This is a genomic window from Sphingomonas caeni, assembly GCF_026013415.1.
Lineage (GTDB): Bacteria > Pseudomonadota > Alphaproteobacteria > Sphingomonadales > Sphingomonadaceae > Sphingomonas > Sphingomonas caeni.
Genome location: NZ_JAPDOK010000003.1, coordinates 197,303 through 216,181 on the forward strand (window position 1 = coordinate 197,303; position 18,879 = coordinate 216,181).

Annotated in this window: 16 protein-coding genes; 7 read left to right on the forward strand and 9 right to left on the reverse strand. The window is 66.7% G+C overall.

The window, feature by feature from the left end; translation table 11 throughout:
* The first annotated feature begins 56 nt into the window (after positions 1–56).
* Both OF829_RS09570 and OF829_RS09575 read left to right on the forward strand, forming a co-directional pair.
* The gene (locus tag OF829_RS09570) at positions 57–1,748 is read left to right on the forward strand and encodes a phage tail sheath C-terminal domain-containing protein (protein ID WP_264939785.1); all 1,692 of its coding nucleotides are present in this window, start codon (positions 57–59) and stop codon (positions 1,746–1,748) included.
* A 93-nt stretch (positions 1,749–1,841) separates the two neighbouring features.
* Positions 1,842–3,143, forward strand: coding sequence for a hypothetical protein (locus tag OF829_RS09575; RefSeq protein ID WP_264939786.1), 1,302 nt, complete (start codon positions 1,842–1,844; stop codon positions 3,141–3,143).
* Between the two features lie 196 nt (positions 3,144–3,339).
* On the opposite strand, the gene OF829_RS09580 is transcribed toward OF829_RS09575, so the two are convergent.
* Positions 3,340–5,373, reverse strand: coding sequence for an acyltransferase family protein (locus OF829_RS09580; RefSeq protein ID WP_264939787.1), 2,034 nt, complete (start codon positions 5,371–5,373; stop codon positions 3,340–3,342).
* A gap of 157 nt (positions 5,374–5,530) precedes the next feature.
* On the opposite strand from OF829_RS09580, the gene OF829_RS09585 reads away from it, so the two are divergent.
* Positions 5,531–6,709, forward strand: coding sequence for a hypothetical protein (locus OF829_RS09585; protein WP_264939788.1), 1,179 nt, complete (start codon positions 5,531–5,533; stop codon positions 6,707–6,709).
* A 170-nt stretch (positions 6,710–6,879) separates the two neighbouring features.
* On the opposite strand, the gene OF829_RS09590 is transcribed toward OF829_RS09585, so the two are convergent.
* The gene (locus OF829_RS09590) at positions 6,880–7,368 is read right to left on the reverse strand and encodes a YybH family protein (protein ID WP_264939789.1); all 489 of its coding nucleotides are present in this window, start codon (positions 7,366–7,368) and stop codon (positions 6,880–6,882) included.
* 109 nt (positions 7,369–7,477) lie between these two features.
* On the opposite strand from OF829_RS09590, the gene OF829_RS09595 reads away from it, so the two are divergent.
* Positions 7,478–7,954 (forward strand): hypothetical protein, encoded by a 477-nt coding sequence (locus OF829_RS09595; protein WP_264939790.1) that lies wholly within the window; start codon positions 7,478–7,480, stop codon positions 7,952–7,954.
* Positions 7,955–8,023: 69 nt separating this feature from the next.
* Here OF829_RS09595 and rplL read toward each other — a convergent pair whose 3' ends face one another.
* On the reverse strand, positions 8,024–8,407 hold the full coding sequence (gene rplL / locus OF829_RS09600) for a 50S ribosomal protein L7/L12 (protein WP_264939791.1): 384 nt from the start codon (positions 8,405–8,407) through the stop codon (positions 8,024–8,026).
* A 52-nt stretch (positions 8,408–8,459) separates the two neighbouring features.
* Positions 8,460–8,975 (reverse strand): 50S ribosomal protein L10, encoded by a 516-nt coding sequence (gene rplJ / locus OF829_RS09605; RefSeq protein ID WP_264939792.1) that lies wholly within the window; start codon positions 8,973–8,975, stop codon positions 8,460–8,462.
* A gap of 291 nt (positions 8,976–9,266) precedes the next feature.
* Here rplJ and OF829_RS09610 point away from each other — a divergent pair, with 291 nt between their 5' ends.
* A complete protein-coding gene (locus tag OF829_RS09610; protein WP_264939793.1) occupies positions 9,267–10,079 on the forward strand; it encodes a LytTR family DNA-binding domain-containing protein in 813 nt (270 codons plus the stop codon).
* 117 nt (positions 10,080–10,196) lie between these two features.
* Positions 10,197–11,462 carry an amidohydrolase family protein gene (locus tag OF829_RS09615; protein WP_264939794.1) on the forward strand — a complete coding sequence of 422 codons (1,266 nt, stop codon included), beginning with the start codon at positions 10,197–10,199 and terminating at the stop codon, positions 11,460–11,462.
* 6 nt (positions 11,463–11,468) lie between these two features.
* Here the strand turns inward: OF829_RS09615 and OF829_RS09620 are convergent, their stop codons facing one another.
* The 5 genes from OF829_RS09620 to rplK form a co-directional block, all read right to left on the reverse strand.
* Positions 11,469–11,852, reverse strand: coding sequence for an STAS/SEC14 domain-containing protein (locus OF829_RS09620; RefSeq protein WP_264939795.1), 384 nt, complete (start codon positions 11,850–11,852; stop codon positions 11,469–11,471).
* Between the two features lie 335 nt (positions 11,853–12,187).
* Positions 12,188–13,921, reverse strand: a complete 1,734-nt coding sequence (locus OF829_RS09625; RefSeq protein WP_264939796.1) for a hypothetical protein — start codon at positions 13,919–13,921, stop codon at positions 12,188–12,190.
* A 93-nt stretch (positions 13,922–14,014) separates the two neighbouring features.
* Positions 14,015–15,775 carry a tetratricopeptide repeat protein gene (locus OF829_RS09630; protein WP_264939797.1) on the reverse strand — a complete coding sequence of 587 codons (1,761 nt, stop codon included), beginning with the start codon at positions 15,773–15,775 and terminating at the stop codon, positions 14,015–14,017.
* A 308-nt stretch (positions 15,776–16,083) separates the two neighbouring features.
* Positions 16,084–16,776 (reverse strand): 50S ribosomal protein L1, encoded by a 693-nt coding sequence (rplA, locus tag OF829_RS09635; protein WP_264939798.1) that lies wholly within the window; start codon positions 16,774–16,776, stop codon positions 16,084–16,086.
* A gap of 4 nt (positions 16,777–16,780) precedes the next feature.
* Positions 16,781–17,212 (reverse strand): 50S ribosomal protein L11, encoded by a 432-nt coding sequence (gene rplK, locus OF829_RS09640; protein WP_264939799.1) that lies wholly within the window; start codon positions 17,210–17,212, stop codon positions 16,781–16,783.
* A gap of 399 nt (positions 17,213–17,611) precedes the next feature.
* Between rplK and OF829_RS09645 the strand changes: the two genes are divergently transcribed.
* Entirely contained in the window at positions 17,612–18,820 is a 1,209-nt protein-coding gene (locus OF829_RS09645) for a hypothetical protein (protein WP_264939800.1), read from the forward strand.
* The last annotated feature ends 59 nt before the right edge of the window (positions 18,821–18,879 follow it).

The window sequence follows — 18,879 nt, forward strand, 5'->3', positions numbered from 1 at the left end:
TAAGGTCGTTCCGGCTTCGCTACAAATCGCTTCCTCGCCGTTTCAAGGAGTTGATGATGACGACCGAGTTCGGTTCGCCGAAAGAAACCCCCGGCGTCTACGTTCAGGAGCTGAGCGCCTTTCCGTCCGCGATCGTCGGCGTGGCGACTGCGGTGCCGATCTTCATCGGCTATACCGAATTCGCCGGCGATCCCGCCACCGGCGCGGCGCTGTACAACCAGCCCGTCGCGATCGCCTCGATGGCGGACTATGCCCGCTATTTCGGCGGCCCCGCGCCGCAACCCTACCGCATCGATCCGGTCCCGACGCCGGTGCCGCCCGGGGTCACGCCCGATTTCGCGGCCTATGCCACCAGCCCGAATGCCGGGGGCGGCTGGTCCGTCGCGTCGGCGGGCTATCTGATCGCCCCCGCCCAGGCCGAGCCGTTCCTGCTCTATCGCCAGATGCAGCTCTTCTTCGCCAATGGCGGCGGCAATTGCTTTGTCGTGTCCGCCGGCAGCTATTGGGCCGGCCAGCTCCCCGTCGGCGCGCCGAACCCGCAAGGGTGGCAGCCCGGATCGGTGACTGCCGCCGCGCTCTCCGCCGCGCTGACCGCGGCCGGCGCGCTGAAGGGGCCGACCATGACCGTCATCCCGGAGGCCTGCCAGCTGGGCGCGGTGGATTATGCGACGGTCGCCACCGCGATGCTCGACCAGGCTGGCTCGCTGCAGGACCGGATGGCGATCCTCGATCTGCCGGGCTGCCTGAGCGCCACGACCCTCGACGATCTCGAGGCGGCGCAGGCCCAGCTCTGGACCGCGCTCGCCCCGCAGGCCAACGATGCCAGCTATGGTGCGGTCTATGCGCCCGCGGTCAACGCCTCGCTGGTGCAGGCTGGCGATCTCGATTTCACCCGCCTCGCCTCGGCGGACAACCGCCTGATCAACGATCTGCTCACCACCCAGGCCTATCAGCGTTTCGAGCCGTCGCCCGCGCAGCTTGCATCGGTCCAGGCCATGATCGCCGCCGCCTTCCCCTTGCCCGCGACGCTGCCGAAGCAGAACAATCCGCAATATTCGGGCGACGCCGGCGGCTGGCCCGCGGGCAGCGACGCGGCAGCGCTCAACACCGCGCTCGTCAACGCGCTGCCGCTGTACGCCCAGCTGCTCCAGCTGGTGGCGGCCGATATCAACGTCCAGCCGGTTTCGGGCGCAATCGCAGGGGTGTGGGCCCAAAACGACGAGATCAACAATGTCTGGAACGCCCCTGCCAATATCGCGCTCGCGAGCGTGTTGTCGCCGCTCTGCGCGATCAACGACGCCCAGCAGGGTGCGTTCAACGTGCCGGCGAACGGCATGGCGATCGACATCATCCGCGCGCAGGTCAATCGCGGCAACGTCGTGTGGGGTGCGCGCACCCTCGACGGTAACAGCAATGACTATCGCTACATCCAGGTGCGGCGGACGCTCATCTATGTCGAGCAGTCGATCAAGGCGGCGCTCCGGCAATTCGTCTTTGCGGCGAATGACAGTCAGACCTGGACCATGGTGACCGCGCTGATCTCGAACTTCCTGACCCAGCTCTGGGCGTCGGGCGGGCTGATGGGGGACAAGGCGAGCGATGCCTTCACCGTCCAATGCGGCCTGCCCGCAACCATGACCGGGCAAGACGTCATCGATGGGAACCTGATCGTTGCGGTGACGCTACAAATGACGCACCCGGCCGAATTCATTCTGCTCACATTCCGGCAAGAAATGCAGGGCAGCTAATTCTTCAGCTTCATTTCCATTCATCGGCGTGAAGACACGGGCCACCGCGCGGGAGCGGAGCTTTTAGGGGGTTCCATTCATTGAACCCCCGTCATGAAAAACAGACCCGTAAAGCTTAGCCCCCGCGCCGCACTGTTTATCGGTGCCGCGCTCCTTTCCACTCCAGCCTGGGCGCAGGACACCCAGGTGACGCCGCCGCCGGTGGTGTCGACCGTCCCTGCGCCTGCTCCCGCGCCTGCGCCCGCTCCGACGATCACGATCGCGCCCGCGTCGCCGGTCGTGCAGAGCGTCCCTGACACGCCCGAGGCCGCGCCCGCCCGCGCCGCGCCGCGCGCCGCCGTGCGCCGTCCGGCTTCCACCACCACCACCACCACCGCCACGCGTCAGGTGACGCGCGCGACCACGCCCGCTCCGGCTCCTGCGCCCGCCCCGGCCCCCCAGGCCGCCGCGCCGCAGCCCGCCGCCGAGGCTCCGGCCCCGATCCCGGCTCCCGAAGCCGCCCCCCCGGCACCTGTCGAAGCCCAGACCAGCGAGACCGCGACCACCGAAACCACCGCTCCGGCGCAGGCCCCGATGCCGATCTGGCCGTGGCTGCTGGTCGGCGCGTTGATCGTCGCGGGCATCGCCGCGGCCCTGCTGTTCCGCCGCCGCCGCGACGATGACGTGGTCTATGAGGAGCCGTACGAGGCGTACGAGCCCGTCGCCGCCACGCCCCTGGTCGCGCGCGAGCCGGTCGCCGAGCGCATCCAGCCGCGCCACGAGCCCGAAGTCGCCCGCGTCGCCCCTTCGGTCGCGCTGGGGGTGGGCGACACGGTCGATAACGAACCCGACCCCAATTTTGCCGAGCCCGCCGCCGAGGCCGAGCTCCACCATGCCGACAATGACGATCTTGCCGGCCTCACCAGCAAGGCGCCGATCGCCCAGCGGCCCTGGCTCGAATTCGGCATGCGCCCGGTCCGCGCGGGCACCAGCGCGGACGAGGCGTTGGTCGAGCTCGAGCTGACCGTCGCCAATGCCGGCGATCTGCCCGCCAAGGATGTCCGCATCTCCACTTTCCTGCTCGCCGATGGCGACGCCGGCCACATGGAGGAGCTGCTGATCGAGCGCAGCGCGGACACGACGGTCCCGCCGGTCACGATCAAGCCGGGCGAGGGCACCCGCGTCGATGCCACGCTGGCGGTCCGCAAGGATACGCTGAACGAGCATGAATTCTCGCCGATGGTGGTCGCAGACGCCCGCTACACCATGGCCGACGGGAGCGAGGGCCGCACCTCGGCCACCTTCCGCGTCGGCCTGTGGGGCGAGAGCGAGCGGCTCGAGCCGATCGCCTTCGACCGCCCGGAGATGCACCGCGACGTCGCGGCCGAGCTGGTGGGCAAACCCGCCCACGCCTGATCCGGGTTTTCCGGAGACCGATTGGCCCCGTCCTTCGCGAGAGGGGCGGGGCCTTTCCGTCTGCCATCCCAAATCCTCCCCCGCCAGGGGGAGGTGTCAGCGTAGCTGACGGAGGGGGAGGGCGGCGGCCATGCTTGTTTCGTGTCCTCCCCCTCCGTCGCCTTCGGCGCCACCTCCCCCTGGCGGGGGAGGATTTTCAACGATGCAGGCTCCAGTCCGAAGCCGCCATCACCGCCCCCCGCAGCCCGGGATAGAGCAAATCATTCCCCGCGCCGCTCAGATGGTCCCCGTCGAAAAACAGCGGCTTCCCCCCGGCCTGCGCCTGGCACACCTCCCCCGGGCACAGCGCAGGGAACGGATCCCACACGAACAGCCCGGGCAGGCGCGCGGCAAGCGTCTGGATCGCATCGCTCACCGGCTTCTGCCGCGAGAGCAGCTCGGCCCGCGGCACGCTCAGCCCATGACAGATCGGATTGTCCCGGTTGAACCAGTCCGAGCAACGGAAGGGCGGGCTGCGGAACATCGGCTTGGGCGCCTCGATCACCAGCCCCAGCCCATGCTGCGTCCAGCCGTTCAGGGTCGCCTGCGCCTCGGCCAGGCTCTCCGGCGCCACCCGATCCGGCTTGGCGTTCAGGATGTCGCGGTCGCCCTCGAACTGATTGGTGAAGCGGGTCAGCCTGAGCGACGGCATGAACACCACATCCCCTCGCTTCGCGCGCGCGCCGATCTCGGCGACCAGCGCGTCGTACCAGCCCTTGCACCGCGGGCGCGAGGCGTGGCTCTCGGTCAGCTTCATCACCGGACAGCCCGCCTTGAACCAGGCATGGACCGGCACGCCTAGCTCGGCCGCGAGCTGGCGGTAATTGGGGGCGTAAGCGAGATTGTGCGAATCCCCCACCGTATAGAGCGTGAAGCCTGCGGGCGGGGTATTGCAGCCCTCCGGGATCCAGACGCTCTCCTTGCCTCCCCCGAAGGAGAAAACCTCTTCGCGCACGGTGCAATTCGCCAGCCTGGGATCGAGCGGATGGCGTTCGTCGGCATACCAGGCGGCGTGATCGCGAGTGACGCTCAGCGTCACCTGGTCATGCGCCATGAACAACGCCACCCCCGCCAGCGCCGAGACCCCCACGCCCCCCAGCGCGAACGCCACCACCCGTCCGCGCGGGGCGGCGGAGATGTGCTTGTTGGTCCGCAGCGGCTGCTCGACGAGGAAATAGGAGAGGGTGGCAAGCCCGCACGCCAGTGCCAGCGCGGTCAGCTGCAACGGCAGCGCCTCGAGCCCCGTCGTCCAGCGGAACAGCACGAACACCGGCCAGTGCCACAGATAGAGCGAGTAGGAGAGGCGCCCCACGCCTACCATCGCGCGCGTCTCGAGCAGCCGCGTCACCGCCGCCTTCGGGAAAGCGCACACCGCCGCGATCAGCACCGCGGTACCGATCACCGGCAGCAGCGCGAAGGGGAAGGGGGTGGTCCCGATCCGCGGGATCGCCAGCCCACCCGCCACCAGCGCCAGCCCCGCAAGGACGAGCGGCCCGCCGCCGTGCGCTGCCAGCCACGGCTTCCACCGCTCGAGCGTCAGGCGCAGCAGCATCCCCGTGCCCAGCTCCCAGAAGCGCGTCACGATCAGGTAGAAGGCGAGCTTGGGATCGACATAGGCGAGCACCCCGCACAGCGCGAACGAGGCGAGCGAGAGGATCGCGACCAGCCGGATCACCCCGCGTTCGTCGGTCTGGCGGCGGTGGAGCAGGAACGGGAAGAGCAGATAGAATTGCTCCTCCACCCCCAGCGACCAGCTGTGGGTGAAGGGGTTATACCCCGCCTGCGGCCCGAAATAGCTGTCGCTGTCGAAGGCGAGGGCGATATTGCTCAGCCCCGCGAACGCCAGCTTGCCTGTCACCGCGACGCTGTTCGACAGCCAGGCATCGGGCACGAACAGCTGGGTCGCCAGGATCGCCGCGAGCAGCATCGCCACCAGCGCCGGCATGATCCGCATCAGCCGCCGCGCATAAAAGGCGAGCAGCAGCTCCTTGAGGCTCTCGAAACGTTTCCCCGCCATCGATCCGGTGACGACGAAGCCCGAAATCACGAAGAAGATGTCGACGCCGGTGAAGCCGCCGGGTAGCAGCCCCGGCCAGAGGTGATAGAGGATCACCGATCCGACCGCGACGGCGCGCAAGCCGTCGATGGCCGGGATGTAACCGATCCGCGCGCCGGGTTGCGTGGCTGTCACTTGGGGCTCCCCATCGGGGAGGCCTCTAGGGCAGGCGCGAGCGGCGGGCAATCGAAGGAAAAGTCCGGTGAAGCGTTGGCCGCGTGCAGGTGAAATTCAGATTCGCAGCCCTAAGTCCGGCGGCGTGACGTCGCGCAATTCCCGGATCGGGCGCCTGATGACGGGCGCGGCCGCCTTGGCCCTGCTCGCGCCCCTCCTGCTCGCTTCGCCCGCGCACGCCCAGCAGGGCACCCCGACCCCCGCGCCGACTCCGGCCCCGCGCCGGTCGCCCGCGATCATCACGCTGCCGGGTGCCAATGGCTTCAGCCTGCAACCCTCGGGTGCTCAGCCGCCGCGCCCGACCCCGCAGCCGACCCCGACGCCCGCTGCGCGGCCGACGCCGCCTCCCGCACCGCGGCCCAGCCCGACACCTGCGGCGCGGTCGACCCCCGCACCGCGCCCGACGCCGGCCGCCGTGCGCCCGGCGGCTCAGCCAACGCCGACCCCTGCGCCCGTTGCAGGCCCCACCGTCCGGCCGACTCCGTCGGACGAACTCATCGTGACCTCGACGAGACCGGTGGCGATCCCCAGCGCGACCCCGGTTTCGACCCCGACGCCCGCGCCGCTACCCGCCGCCGAACAGGGCATCCCATGGCTCTGGATCCTCGTCGGCGCCGCGATGGCCGCGGTGCTGGTGCTGCTCGGCTGGCTGCTCGGCCGCGGGCGCCGCCCCGCGCCCGTCGAGGAACCGGTGGCGGTCGCGCCGCCGCGTCCCGCCGCGCCTCCGCCGGCTCCCGCCGCGGCTCCGCCGCCGCCCCCCGCGCCCAAACCCGCGCCGCGCCCGGCTCCGCCCGCCGAACCCATCGTCGTCGAGCTCCGCCCGATCGCGCTCGATCTGGCCGATACCGGCGCGGTGCTCGAATTCGAGCTGTCGATCGCCAATGCCATGCCGTCCAATGCCGAGGGCCTGCGGATCGCCTATGCCCTGATGAGCGCCAACGAAATGCAGGATGGCCTGATCGCCAACTTCCACGCCACCCAGATGCCGCCCGTCATCGATCCCTTCACCCTTGGCCCCCAGGCCGGCGGGCGGATGACGGGCAAGCTCCCGCTGACGCCCGACAAGATCAATGTGGTCGAGGTCGGCGGGCGGCCGATGTTCGTGCCGATCCTGATGGTCGATATCCGCTGGCGCTCGGGGCTCACCGTCAAGCACCACAGCGCGGACTTCATGGTCGGCATCGGCGGGCAGGGCGAAAAGCTCGGCCCGATCTGGCTCGATCGCGGCGCCCAGCGCCTCGACCGGCTCAACGCGAACCGCTATTTCCCCAAGCCGGTCTCCGCCGCGGCGGAGTAAGGTCGGCTACCCAACTCCACCCGTTCGTCCTGAGTAGCGATTGAGTAGCTCCGAAGGAGCGTATCGAAAGCGCGTATCGAAGGACCTGAGTCCCACTGTGCTTCGATACGAGCCCTCGATACGCCTTCGGCTACTCGGTCTCTACTCAGCACGAACAGTTTGGGTTTGGATCAGTTCGCCGAAGGCCCCGGGCTGGCGATATCCTGGACGATCTTCCACCCGCCCTCGGCGGTCTTGCGGAAGACGGTGACGTAGTTCCCCGCCTGGGTCGCGACCGATTTGTCGCCCGGATTGGTATAGCTGACCGTGTAGGTGCCGCGCGTATAGGCCATGTCGCCCGCGGGCGAGATTTCGGTGCGGGCATTGGCGAAATCGAGCGCGAAGGCCGGGTCGGCAAAGTCGGTGGTGGCCGATTTCTCCGAATCCGCGCCCGAACGCGGCGCCTGGAAGGGGACGACGATGTCCGCGTCGGCGGCGTAGAAGGAGGCGACCTTGGCCGCATCCTTTGCCTTGTACGCCGCGGCGAGATCGGCCTCGACCGCCTTCACCGCATCGGCGGCCGACCGGTCCTGCGCCGTCGCCGCGCCATTGTCGATCGCGGGCGCGTTGCAGGCCGCGAGGGGGACGCACAGGGTCAGGGCCAGGATCGCATGTTTCATCGGTTCGACTCCCCTTGAGGTGCCGGACAGGATAGTCCGGGCGGGAAGGGGACGCCAGTCGCGCCGCGACGCCGGTGCCACCGCCTCCCCCGAAACGGAGCGGACGGCGATGGGCATCGACATCAACATCTATTGCGAAGCACGCCTCGATGACGACGCGCAGTGGTGGGGGATATGCGGCGAAGTCTTTGTCGGGCGAAACCGGACCTTGTTCGACCGGCTGGGCCGCGCGCGGTCGATGGCGCTGTTCCCGCTCCGCGGCTTGCCCGCGGGGCTCAGTCCCGAAGCGGAAAAGCACGTCGTCATCCACGTCGATGGCGATTGGCGATCCGACTACACCATATCGCGTGCCGAGGCGGAGCAGATGGTCGCGGAGGGCAAGACGCGCTGGTACGACGAGCGCCAGGAGAAGATTCTCGATCCCGATCTGATCGATCACAGCTGGCTGACGACCGACGAATATCGCCGCGTCCTCGACAGTTTCGAGGATGGCCCGGCGGTTGAATGGGCGGCATTGCTCGCGCTGCTCGAGGTTTATGAGCGAGGTGGTTTCCCCACCCGCATCGTCTTCTGGTTCGATTACTGAGCGGAACGCAAAAGGGCGGCCCGTTTCCGGACCGCCCCTTCATGTGAGACTGCGGATGCAGCCGCGAGATTACTTGATCTCGACGGTCGCGCCGGCTTCCTCGAGCTGCTTCTTGATCTTCTCGGCCTCGTCCTTCGAGACGCCTTCCTTGACCTTGGCGTTCGCGGTCTCGACCAGGGTCTTCGCCTCGGTCAGGCCGAGGTTGGTGATCGCGCGGACTTCCTTGATGACGTTGATCTTCTTGCCGCCATCGCTGGTCAGGATCACGTCGAACTCGGTCTGCTCTTCCGCAGCCGGGGCAGCGGCGCCCGGGGCAGCGGCGCCCGGGCCGGCAACGGCGACGGCAGCGGCGGCCGAAACGCCCCACTTCTCTTCGAGCAGCTTCGAGAGCTCAGCGGCCTCGAGGACGGTCAGAGCCGACAGATCGTCGACGAGCTTGTTCAGGTCAGCCATGTTAAAACTCCATTCAAATCAGGTTGTTCAGGGAAATAGTTGCCGGAAGGGCTTACGCCGCTTCCTTCTCCGCATAGGCCTTGAGCACGCGGGCGAGCTGAGCCGCCGGCGCCTGCGTGACGGTCGCGAGCTTGGTCGCCGGAGCAACCAGCAGGCCCACGATCTTCGCGCGAAGCTCATCGAGCGACGGCATCGAAGCCAGCGCCTTCACGCCCTCGGCGTCGAGCACGGTGGTGCCCATTGCGCCGCCGACGATCTCGAGCTTGTCGTTGGTCTTCGCGAAGTCGATCGCCACCTTGGCGGCCGCGACGGGGTCCTTCGACGAAGCGAGACCCACCGGACCGGTGAGCAGTTCGCCGAGCGAAAGATAGTCGGTGCCGTTGAGCGCGATCTTGGCAAGCTTGTTCTTCGAGACCTTGTAGGTCGCGCCGGCTTCCCGCATCTTGTTGCGCAGCACGGTCGACTGGGCGACCGAGAGGCCGAGGTTGCGGGTGACGACCACCACGCCGACCTCGTTGAAGGTTGCGTTCAGTTCGGCGACGGCTTCGGCCTTTTGAGCACGATCCATGCCATTCTCCTCATTGGGCCGCCCTTGCGGGAGGCCCGGTTACAACTGTCCAGTGAGGGGGCATGATCGTCGCGGCCAGGCTTTCCCTGGGCGTGACCCGAACGCTCGCGCAGGGCGAGGGCCGGTGGAATATCAGTCCCCGTCTAGGCGAGAAATCAAGACCGGCAGATCCGGTCACTCGCTGTCTCGGACGGATTCCTCCCGAAGGAGGAGGCGCGCCAATAGCGGGATTGGGACGAAAGTCAACGCCTTGCCCCTCGCGGCGGTGCGGGTTGGTGATATAGCGGGCGAATGATCGCCAGCCGCCCCCTGCGCGCACGCTTGTGGTTCGTCCCGGCGATCGTCGGCGCGTGGCTGCTGCTCGCATTGGCCTGGACCCCCGCGACGCTCCTGGTCGAGCGGGCGGGCGGCCACGGCGCCGATGGCGGCGGCGTCTTCCTACTCGTCTTGCTCAGCTTCGTGCCCTGGATGGCGGCGACCCCGCTGATGCTGTGGCTCGCCCAGCGCTTCCCCGTGGCGCAGCGACGCGTCGAGCGGCTGCTGGTGCATGCGATGGTCGGGGTGATCGTGATCCCCCTCGTCGCGCTCGCGGGGCGGGCGCTGACGCTTCTGGTGAACCCGGTGGGTTCCTGGAGCCATTTCGGTATCGCGGTGGCGATCACCGCCTTCTACAGCGTCCCCATCTATGTCGCGGTCGCGGCGATCGGACAGGCGCTCGCCCGCGCGCATCCGCTTGCCGCCGCCACCCAGACCTATCCTGCCCGCCTCGCGATCCGCGAGAAAGGCCGGACCGACGTGCTCGAAACGCGCGCGATCGATCATGTCGATGTCGCGGGCCATTATCTCTGCATCCATGCGGGCGAGGCGGTCCATGTCATCCGCGGCCAACTGGGCGATCTCGAAGCGCGGCTCGATCCCGCCGAATTCGCCCGCGTCCACCGCTCGACGATCGTCCGGCTCGACCGGATCCGCGCGCTCGACGAGCGCCGCAACGGCGATTGCGAGCTGCTTCTCGCCAGCGGCCGCCGCGTCGCCGCGAGCCGCAGCTATCGGGACGCGCTCCAGGCGCGGCTCGGCATGGCGCAGTTCGAAAGCCCGTCCTGATCCCGCCGCACGGTTCGCGCCAACCCTCGCACGGCTGACGCCAAAGCGCCGTGCCCCGGGTTGCCCCCGCCGCCGCGCCATGGCCTGCCTCGCGCCAGAGGGGCCGGGAGAAACATCATGCGATTCACATTTCTCGCCCTGCTCGCAGGGTTGGTTTCGGCCTCACCCGCGCTGGCGGGGCCGGACAACAGCTTTGCCGTGCGCGACGTGCGCGTCTTCGATGGGCTGCGGACGATCCCGCACGCCAATGTCGTGGTGCGCGACGGGCGCATCGCCGCCATCGGCAGGGACGCCGCGATCCCGCGCGGGCTGAGCGTGATCGAGGGCGCGGGCAAGACCCTGCTTCCCGGGTTGATCGACGCGCACGTCCATGTCTTCCCGGGCGCCCAGCGCGACGCGCTCCGCTTCGGCGTCACCGCCGAACTCGACATGTTCAGCCTGACTGCCACCTTCGGCCCCTGGCGCGCCCAGCGCGACTCGCGCGGCCGGGTCACCGCCGCCGATACCTGGTCCGCCGGGATCGGCGTTTCGGCCCCCGGTGGCCATCCCGCGCGGATGCTCCCGCCCGGCCAGGCCATGCCGGTGCTCACCGATCCGGCCGATGCCGAGGCCTTCGTCGCCGCGCGCGTCGCCGAGGGCTCGGACTATATCAAGATCATCCTCGAACATGAGGGGCTGGGGAACCCGCGCGAGCAGCTTCCGGCGCTCTCGCGCGAAACGGTCTGCGCCGCCATCGCCGCCGCGCATCGGCACAAACGCAAGGCGATCGTCCATATCTCGGTCCGCGAGGATGCCCGCGCCGCGATCGCCTGCGGCGCCGACGGGCTCGCGCATCTGTTCGGCGATGCCATGCCCGATGCCGCGCTGTTGCGCGAGGCCAGGCGGCGCGGCGTCTTCTTCGAAACGACGCTCAGTGTGATCGCGGGGGTAGCGGGCGCGCCCTTCGCCACCGGACTCGCGGCCGATCCGCGCGTCGCGCCGTTCCTAACCGCCAACCAGGACCGGACGATGACCGTCCGCTTCCCGACCCCGCATCCGGAGAGTTTCCCCACCGTCCTCGCGGTCGCCCGCGCGCTTCATGCCGCCGGCATCCCGCTTCTCGCGGGCACTGACGCGCCCGGGCCGGGAACGGCGCACGGCGTCTCGCTCCATGGTGAGCTGCAATTGCTGGTGCAGGCGGGGCTGACCCCCGCAGAGGCGCTCTCGGCCGCCACCGCGCTCCCCGCGCGCTACTTCGCGCTGGCGGGGCGGGGCCGCATCCTCAGGGGCTATCGGGCCGATCTGCTGCTCGTCGAGGGCGACCCGACCATGATGATCGGCGCGACCCTGGCGATCGCGGCAATCTGGAAGAATGGCTACAAGGTCGATCGCAGCCCGAATTAGGCGGCGTCAGGCCGCGCGGCGCATCGGATGGTGCGCGAAGGCGAGCAGCCAGCGCCGCGCCTCGCCCGCATTGGCGAAGCTGTGGCTGCGGCCCGAGGTGGCGATCGTGCGGCTCGCCTTGGCGCCCGGCATCGCGATCACCGCGATTCGGTCGAGCGCCGAGGTGAGCAGCTCATGCTCGAGCCGGGCGATGCGGTCGGCGACGTCGGCGGGGAAGGCGGCGCTGCCCCTGAGGTCGATCATCAGCCGCACCGGCCGGCCGCACATCCGCGCCTCGCGGACATGGCTGCGAAACTCGTGCGCATAGGCCGGGAAGGCGGCGAGCGGCATGAAGCCTTCGACGCGGATTTCGAGGATGCCGTCTTCGTCGTCGTGCGTGAACCGGTACATGGCCGTCGCTCCGTCCCTGAGGATGAGCCGTTTATTCCGCCTCCGGCCCCCCAACGCCATTCGGGGCGAACCCGCTAAGGGGTGTTCAGGGAGGGGGTCTTCAGGAAAAATTGACCATGATGGGTGGGCCGCCTCGCCGCCCGCCTTCCCTCTCCCATCGGGAGAGGGTTGCGCAGACTTAGGTCGGCTTCTTCAGCCGGCCTTAGTCGGAGCTGGGTGAGGGGATCCGCCCAATCGAGAGCGTGTAACCCCTCACCGAGCTACGCTAGGCAGCAAGCTGCCAAGCTTCGCTACCTCTCCCGATGGGAGAGGAAGATCGCCACCTCAGCGAGCACTCACCGCTTCGGCAGCGAGTCCAGTATCTCCTGCGCCCGCGCGCGTTCGGGCGAGTCGTACGGCCCATGCGCCACCGGCTCGAGGATCCTGCGCGCCGCTTCGCCCTGGCCCTGGCGCGCCAGTTCCTCGCCGAGCAGCAGGCGTGGGCCCGGCGCCGCGGGGACGGCATCGACCGCCTTGAGCAGCCCGACCAGCGCGACTTCGGGCGGGGCTTCGCCCGCGTTCGAGAAGCTGCGGAAATAGCCGATCAGCGGCAGCGTCGATTCGGTGTCCGCACGGTTCGCCTGCACGATCGTGCCGCGCGCGGCACGCAGCCTGCCCGGGCGCTCGCCCGCGGGACCCGCAATGGCGAGCTGCGCCTGCGCCACGCCCTTCCATCCGAGCGCGCGCGCGTCGGTGGGCATGATGCGCAGCGCCGCTTCGGCCGCCGCCAGGCATTCGGCATTGTTGGCGCTGCGGCATTCGGCTTCGGCGAGCAGCAATTGCGCCTCGAGGTTGGACGAATAGCGGCGCGCGTCCTGGCGCAGCCGCCCCAGCCAGCGGTCGCGCGCGGCGATCGCGCGGGCACGCAGCTCGGGCGGGCCGGCGGGAATCTCGATGCGCGAGCCGAGTTCGATCCGCCCTTTCAGGAACGCCGCCTGGCTCTCGGTCAGCCGCGTGACGACGGGCTCGTCGGCGAGCGCGGGCGGATAGGTCATCCGCTCATAGGGCAGCCGCTTATTGTCATAGGCGCGCACCTCGGCGCCGAGCTTGTCGAGATCGCCGAACTCGCTGGATGCCTCCTCCAGCGAGGCACCTCGGCCGATCGCGGCGAGATAGCGGGAGAATTGCGGGCGGCGCTCCGCCGAGAAGAAGAGATAGTGGGTGAGGATCCAGGCGTGGAAAGGCGTCCATTTGCCGCGCACCGCCTCGGTGAGATAGCGCCCGGTGACGATGTCCTTCACCGCAATCGCGCGGAAGGAATCGATCACGCGCCAATAGCCTTCGGGCATGCGGCCATATTCGATCTCGCCGTCGGCGGTGACGCGGATCGTCGCGAACAGCTCGCCGAATCCGTCGAGATACCAGCGCGGATAGGCGGCGGGGAAATAAGTAAGCAGATAATGCTGCGCGAAGCCGGCATAGAGCCGCCCCTCCGCGCTGATCGGCACCACATTACCACCTCCCGTCAGCGCGCGGCTCTCGCTGCTCGCGCCCAGGAAGGTGCTGTTGAAGCCGCCGCTCGCCGGGTCCTGCTGCGGCGGATCGAGATTCATCCCCTGGATATCGACTGTCTGCGGCGGCTCGATCACCGCGCTCATGCTGTATCGTCCCGCGGCCATCACCGCGCCGTCCTCGCGCGGGTCATAATAGCGCTGCATCTGGAAGGCCTGGGCGAACGGCCCCTGCGCCGATCGGACATTGTGCAGGTCCATCGCGTCGAACTCGGCGGTGTCGCCCACCAAGGTCACGCGCAATTTGATCGTGTCGTCGGGCTTGCCATAGCGGTTGAGCAGCATCGAGAGCAGGAAGTGCAGCCGCTCCAGATTATGCGCGATTCGGGTCAGCTCGGCCTCGCCGCCGTCGCTATAGACGATCACATGGTCGGTCTCGGCGACGCGCCAGTTGCTCGGCTTGTCGCCGCGCTGGCCCTGGACGAGGATGCCCTGATCCTGGCCGGGCGTGACCTGCGCCAGCGCGGGGAGGGGAAGCAGCAGCGCGAGCGCCGCAAGGCCGGAACGCAGGAAACGCATCTATTCCTCTCCATCACGGGCGCCGGGCCCTCGGTCAGCGCTGTCACACAGCCGCGCGGGCGGCGCAATGCGTTTGCTCAGATGTCGTGACGCCTAGTGGGACAGGCGCGCGAGCACCGCCTGCGCGCGCGCCCGCTCGGGCGAATCATAGGCCCCGGCCGCCACCGGCAGCAGCGCCCGCCGCGCTCCCGTCACGTCGCCGCGCCGCGCCAGCTCCTCGCCGAGCATCAGCCGCGTGGTGGGGGAGGAGGGGACGATGTCGCACGCCTTCATCAGCCCCTGCAGCGCCATATCGGGCACCGGCTCGCCGGCATCGGCATAGCTGCGATAAAAGGCGATGAGCGGCAGCACCGCCTCGGTATCGGCGCGGTTGGCGCGGACGATATGGGTCCTCGCCTCGCGCAGCTTGGCCTTGCGCTGCGATTGCGGCCCCTGGATCGCGAGATGCGTGAGCGCCACGCCCTTCCACAGCAACGCCCCCGAGCGCTCGGGCGAGAGCGCGAGCACCCGCTCGGCGATGGCGAGGCATTCGGCGTCATGGCCCGTCCGGCAATCGGCCTCGGCGACGAGCAGCTGATATTCGAGGTCGGTCGGATAGCGCGCCGCGGTCGCGCGCTGGTCGGCCAGCCAGGCGTCGCGCGCCCTGATCGCCCTGTCGCGCGCTGCGCCCGGTTCCGCCGGGATCTCCAGCCGGGCTCCCATTTCCAGCTTGCCCTCGACATAGGCCGCCTCGCTGCGGTTGAGCTGGCGCATCAGCGGCGCGATCGCGCGGTCGGCGGGATAGATCAGCCGCTCATAGGGCGCCTTGCGCCCATAATAGCGGTTGGCCTCCTTGCGCAGCGCCTCGAGGTCGCCGAACGCGGTCATCGCCTCCGCCGGCGGCGCCCCGCGCGCGACCGCCGCCAGATAATTATGCAGCGGCTCCTTCCATTCGTCCGAGAAGAACAGCAGGTGCGCGAGCTGCCACGCGCGGTACGGCGTCCATCTCGGCCGCACATTAGTCTCGGTCAGATAGGTGCCGTCCAGCAGCTTCTGGATCGGATAATTGCCGAACTTCTCGGTGACCGCGCGGAAGCCCTCGGGCTGATGGCCATATTCGATCACCCCGTCCTGATCGGCCTTCACTGTCGAGAAGATCTCGCCGATCCCGTCGAGATACCAGCGCGGATAGGCGGCGGGGAAATAAGTGAGCAGATAATGCTGCGCGAAGCCGGCATAGAGCCGCCCCTCCGCGGTCATCGCGACCGCTTCCTCCCCGAGCGTCAGGAAGTTGAGATCGGGCGCCGAATTGGCGGGCGGGTCGAGCACCGAGGGAATGCTCAGCCGCTCGTTGCCCTGTTGCGCCCCCGAGCCCTTCTCGCGCGCGGGCTCCAGGTCGGCGCTCTGTGGACCCTGCCCCTGCTCGAGCATGATCTTCTGGTCGGTATAGCTGGTCGCGAGCACCGCCCCGTCCTCGCGCGGGTCGTAATAGAGCATCGTCGGGAACTGGCGGGGATAGGGCCCCTGCTGCCAGCGGATATTGGCCAGCCCCAGCTTCCCGAAATCCGCCGAATCGCCGATCAGCGTGACGCGCAGCTTGGCGGTATCGTCCTCCTCGTCGACGCGGTTGAACAGCATCGAGAGCAGGAAGTGCAATTTCTCCAGATTATGCGCGATCCGCACGATCCGCTTGTCGTTCGACTTGGCATAGACGAGCACGTGCGGGGTCTCGGCGACATACCAGTCGCTCATCGGGATTGGCCGCGCATTGCCGCGCTGGCCCTCGACGACGATTCCGGGATCGGGTGCGGCCTTCTGCGCCAATGCGGGAAGCGGCGCGAGCAACGCCAGCATCAAAGCGACCGACCACCGCATATCACCTCTCCCTCGTGCGATTACGCAAGGCACAGATGATCATAGGCGCGCAAGGCGGTGAGATCACGAGCGAAGTTGTTGCCGGATCGTTTCTGAACGGGAGCGGAATGACCTTCAATCCTCCCCCGCCAGGGGGGGAGGTGGCAGGCGCAGCCTGACGGAGGGGGAGGGTAACGGCCACCCCTGTTTCGTGTCCTCCCCCTCCGACGCCTTCGGCGCCACCTCCCCCTGGCGGGTGAGGATTGGGATATCCCACGAAAAAGGGCCTCGGTTTCCCGAGGCCCTCTTCGTTTTGCGTGAGGCTGGCCTCAGGCCGAAGCGACTTCCGCCACATCGATCTTCACGCCCGGGCCCATCGAGCTCGAGAGCGCGACCTTGCGGACATATTTGCCCTTGGCGCCGGTCGGCTTGGCCTTGACCACCGCATCGACCAGCGCGTCGAAGTTCGCGCGCAGGTCTTCCGCCGGGAACGAGGCCTTGCCGATGCCCGAATGGATGATGCCCGCCTTCTCGACGCGATACTCGACCTGACCGCCCTTGGCGGCCTTGACGGCCTCGGCGACGTTCATCGTCACGGTGCCCAGCTTCGGGTTCGGCATCAGGCCCTTGGGGCCCAGCACCTTGCCGAGGCGGCCGACCAGGCCCATCATGTCGGGCGTGGCGATGCAGCGGTCGAAGTCGATCTTGCCGCCCTGGACGATCTCGAGCAGGTCCTCGGCGCCGACGACGTCCGCGCCCGCTTCCTTGGCTTCCTCGGCCTTCGCGCCCTTGGCGAACACGCCCACGCGCACGGTCTTGCCGGTGCCCTTGGGCAGCGTCACGACGCCGCGGACCATCTGGTCGGCATGGCGCGGATCGACGCCCAGGTTGAGCGAAACCTCGACGGTCTCGTCGAACTTGGCGGTGGCGTTGGCGCGCACGATCGCGATCGCCTCATCGACGCCGTGGAACTTGTTGGCGTCGACGGTCCACGCCTTCTGCTTCTTGGTCAGCTTTGCCATCGGATCAGCCCTCCACCACTTCGAGGCCCATCGCGCGGGCGCTGCCTTCGATGATCTTGGTCGCGGCCTCGATGTCGTTGGCGTTGAGGTCCTTCATCTTGATCTCGGCGATTTCGCTCAGCTTCGAACGGGCGATCTTGCCCGCGCTGATCTTGCCCGGCTCCTTCGAGCCCGACTTGAGGTTCGCGGCCTTCTTGATGAGGAAGGTTGCCGGCGGCGTCTTCGTCTCGAACGAAAAGCTCTTGTCGGCATAGACGGTGATCACGGTCGGGATCGGCGCGCCCTTTTCCAGGTCGCCGGTCGCGGCGTTGAACGCCTTGCAGAATTCCATGATGTTGACGCCGCGCTGACCCAGTGCAGGGCCGATCGGGGGCGACGGATTGGCGGCGCCCGCGGGCACCTGCAGCTTGATATAGCCGCTGATCTTCTTGGCCATTGGTCTCACTCTGTAATGGGCACGCCGCGGACGGCGGACCCGGTTCAAGTTTAGCGGTTCAAGCGGTCCGTCCCGGGGGTCGGCCTCCCGCAATTCCATTGCTGTGGGCTTTGGAAGGGCGGGCGCATAGCGGAGGATCGCCCGCTTTGCAACCGGGAGTGCGGCTTCGGTGACGCGGTCTAGATTTTGGACTAAACGATGAAATCAAACCACAGCATCGCTGGATATGGTTGCCATTGGCCCTGATTGCTGGACAATGGAAGGCGCCTTCTTCGTGTTAAGGATCCAGCTGTGGTCTCATCTCCCCTAGACATACATGACGCGGTGCAGGCCTTAGTCGAGATCGAAACCGCGAACCGCGTTTCTCCGGATGAGCTATACGAAGCTCTTGGGAACATCTTGTATGTGCTAGACGCTACAAGTAAAGAATTGGGTGAATTTGTAACTCGCAGTAAATATGAGGCACAAGAGACAAGGCATGTTGCGTCCTTGCTTGTAGACGTATCATCTAGAATATCAATTTTGATTGATAAAAAAGATATTGATGACGGGTGGTTTGACGAGGTAATTTACATAGGAAATGAGCTTGAGCGTATCAAAGGGAGATTTCGCTCGTCTTGGGTATTGCCAAATATATTTGATAAATCTGAATCTAATATAAGATCTGACAGTATAGTAACCGTAATTATTAGGGCGTTGCGTACCGTTGCTCGAGCGCGTCAGAACGGTGGGCCTGCGAAAACATCAAGCCTTCGAGATGAATTACTAAAAAATACACCGGTTCAAAAAATTGGTCCTGCTCAGTTTGGAATAACTGATGGCGTGTTAAAAATAGTTCCCCAAGATCCTGTGCCGATGGAGGGCGCTGAGCTTGCGGCAAATCAGGCGCGGGAGGTGCTACTGGAGGTCGGTGCTAAATTACGGGCGGAACTTGAGAGATCAAACTGTGATCCTCGGTTGGCCTCGGCGGTGGACTCGCTTCATGCTAGCCTCTCAACGGGGCGCGATATTATTCGGACGGGGTTACTCGCCGTATCGCTTGAAAATATGCGGGCCGCCTATGCGCATGAACTCCATGATGCAGTCTCAGCAATGATGATGGGATATTCGCATGGCCTGAATCTCTATGTTGGACAGCATTACGAATGGCGCAAATTTGTCGAGAATGCAGCCCTCGCTGACCTTGATGATAATGACATACCAGATCTAAAGAGGATGGCGACTGAACTATCCACCATACTGGAAACAAGGGATAACGTTGATCCAGAAGTTCCAAAGACTCTTCTTGTTTTGAGTGACGCAATTTCTGGCCCTAAGAAAGCAATGCGTCGGGCTGCGTTTGGCATCGTGCGTACAGTGGAAAATTTGACGTCGGCTATACTAAGATGGTCAGCAAATCTTGTCGTTGATACCGGTGTTCAAACAAGCTCGCTTTTGGCCAAGGGAGGGTCAAGGGCTATTGCAATTGGCTTGTTGGGCGCCGCGCTGCATGCGATAATTGGAATCGAGCCAATTGCTGCCGGAGTAGGTGCGGCATGGCTCATTCACGCAAAAAAAACCGCGGAGAAAATTAAAGAACTTATTGTTAGCGATGACGAAAAAGGTTAGCATATTTCGATAGAATATTGAAAATTATCCTAATCTATTTCAACGTTACTTGCGAAGCG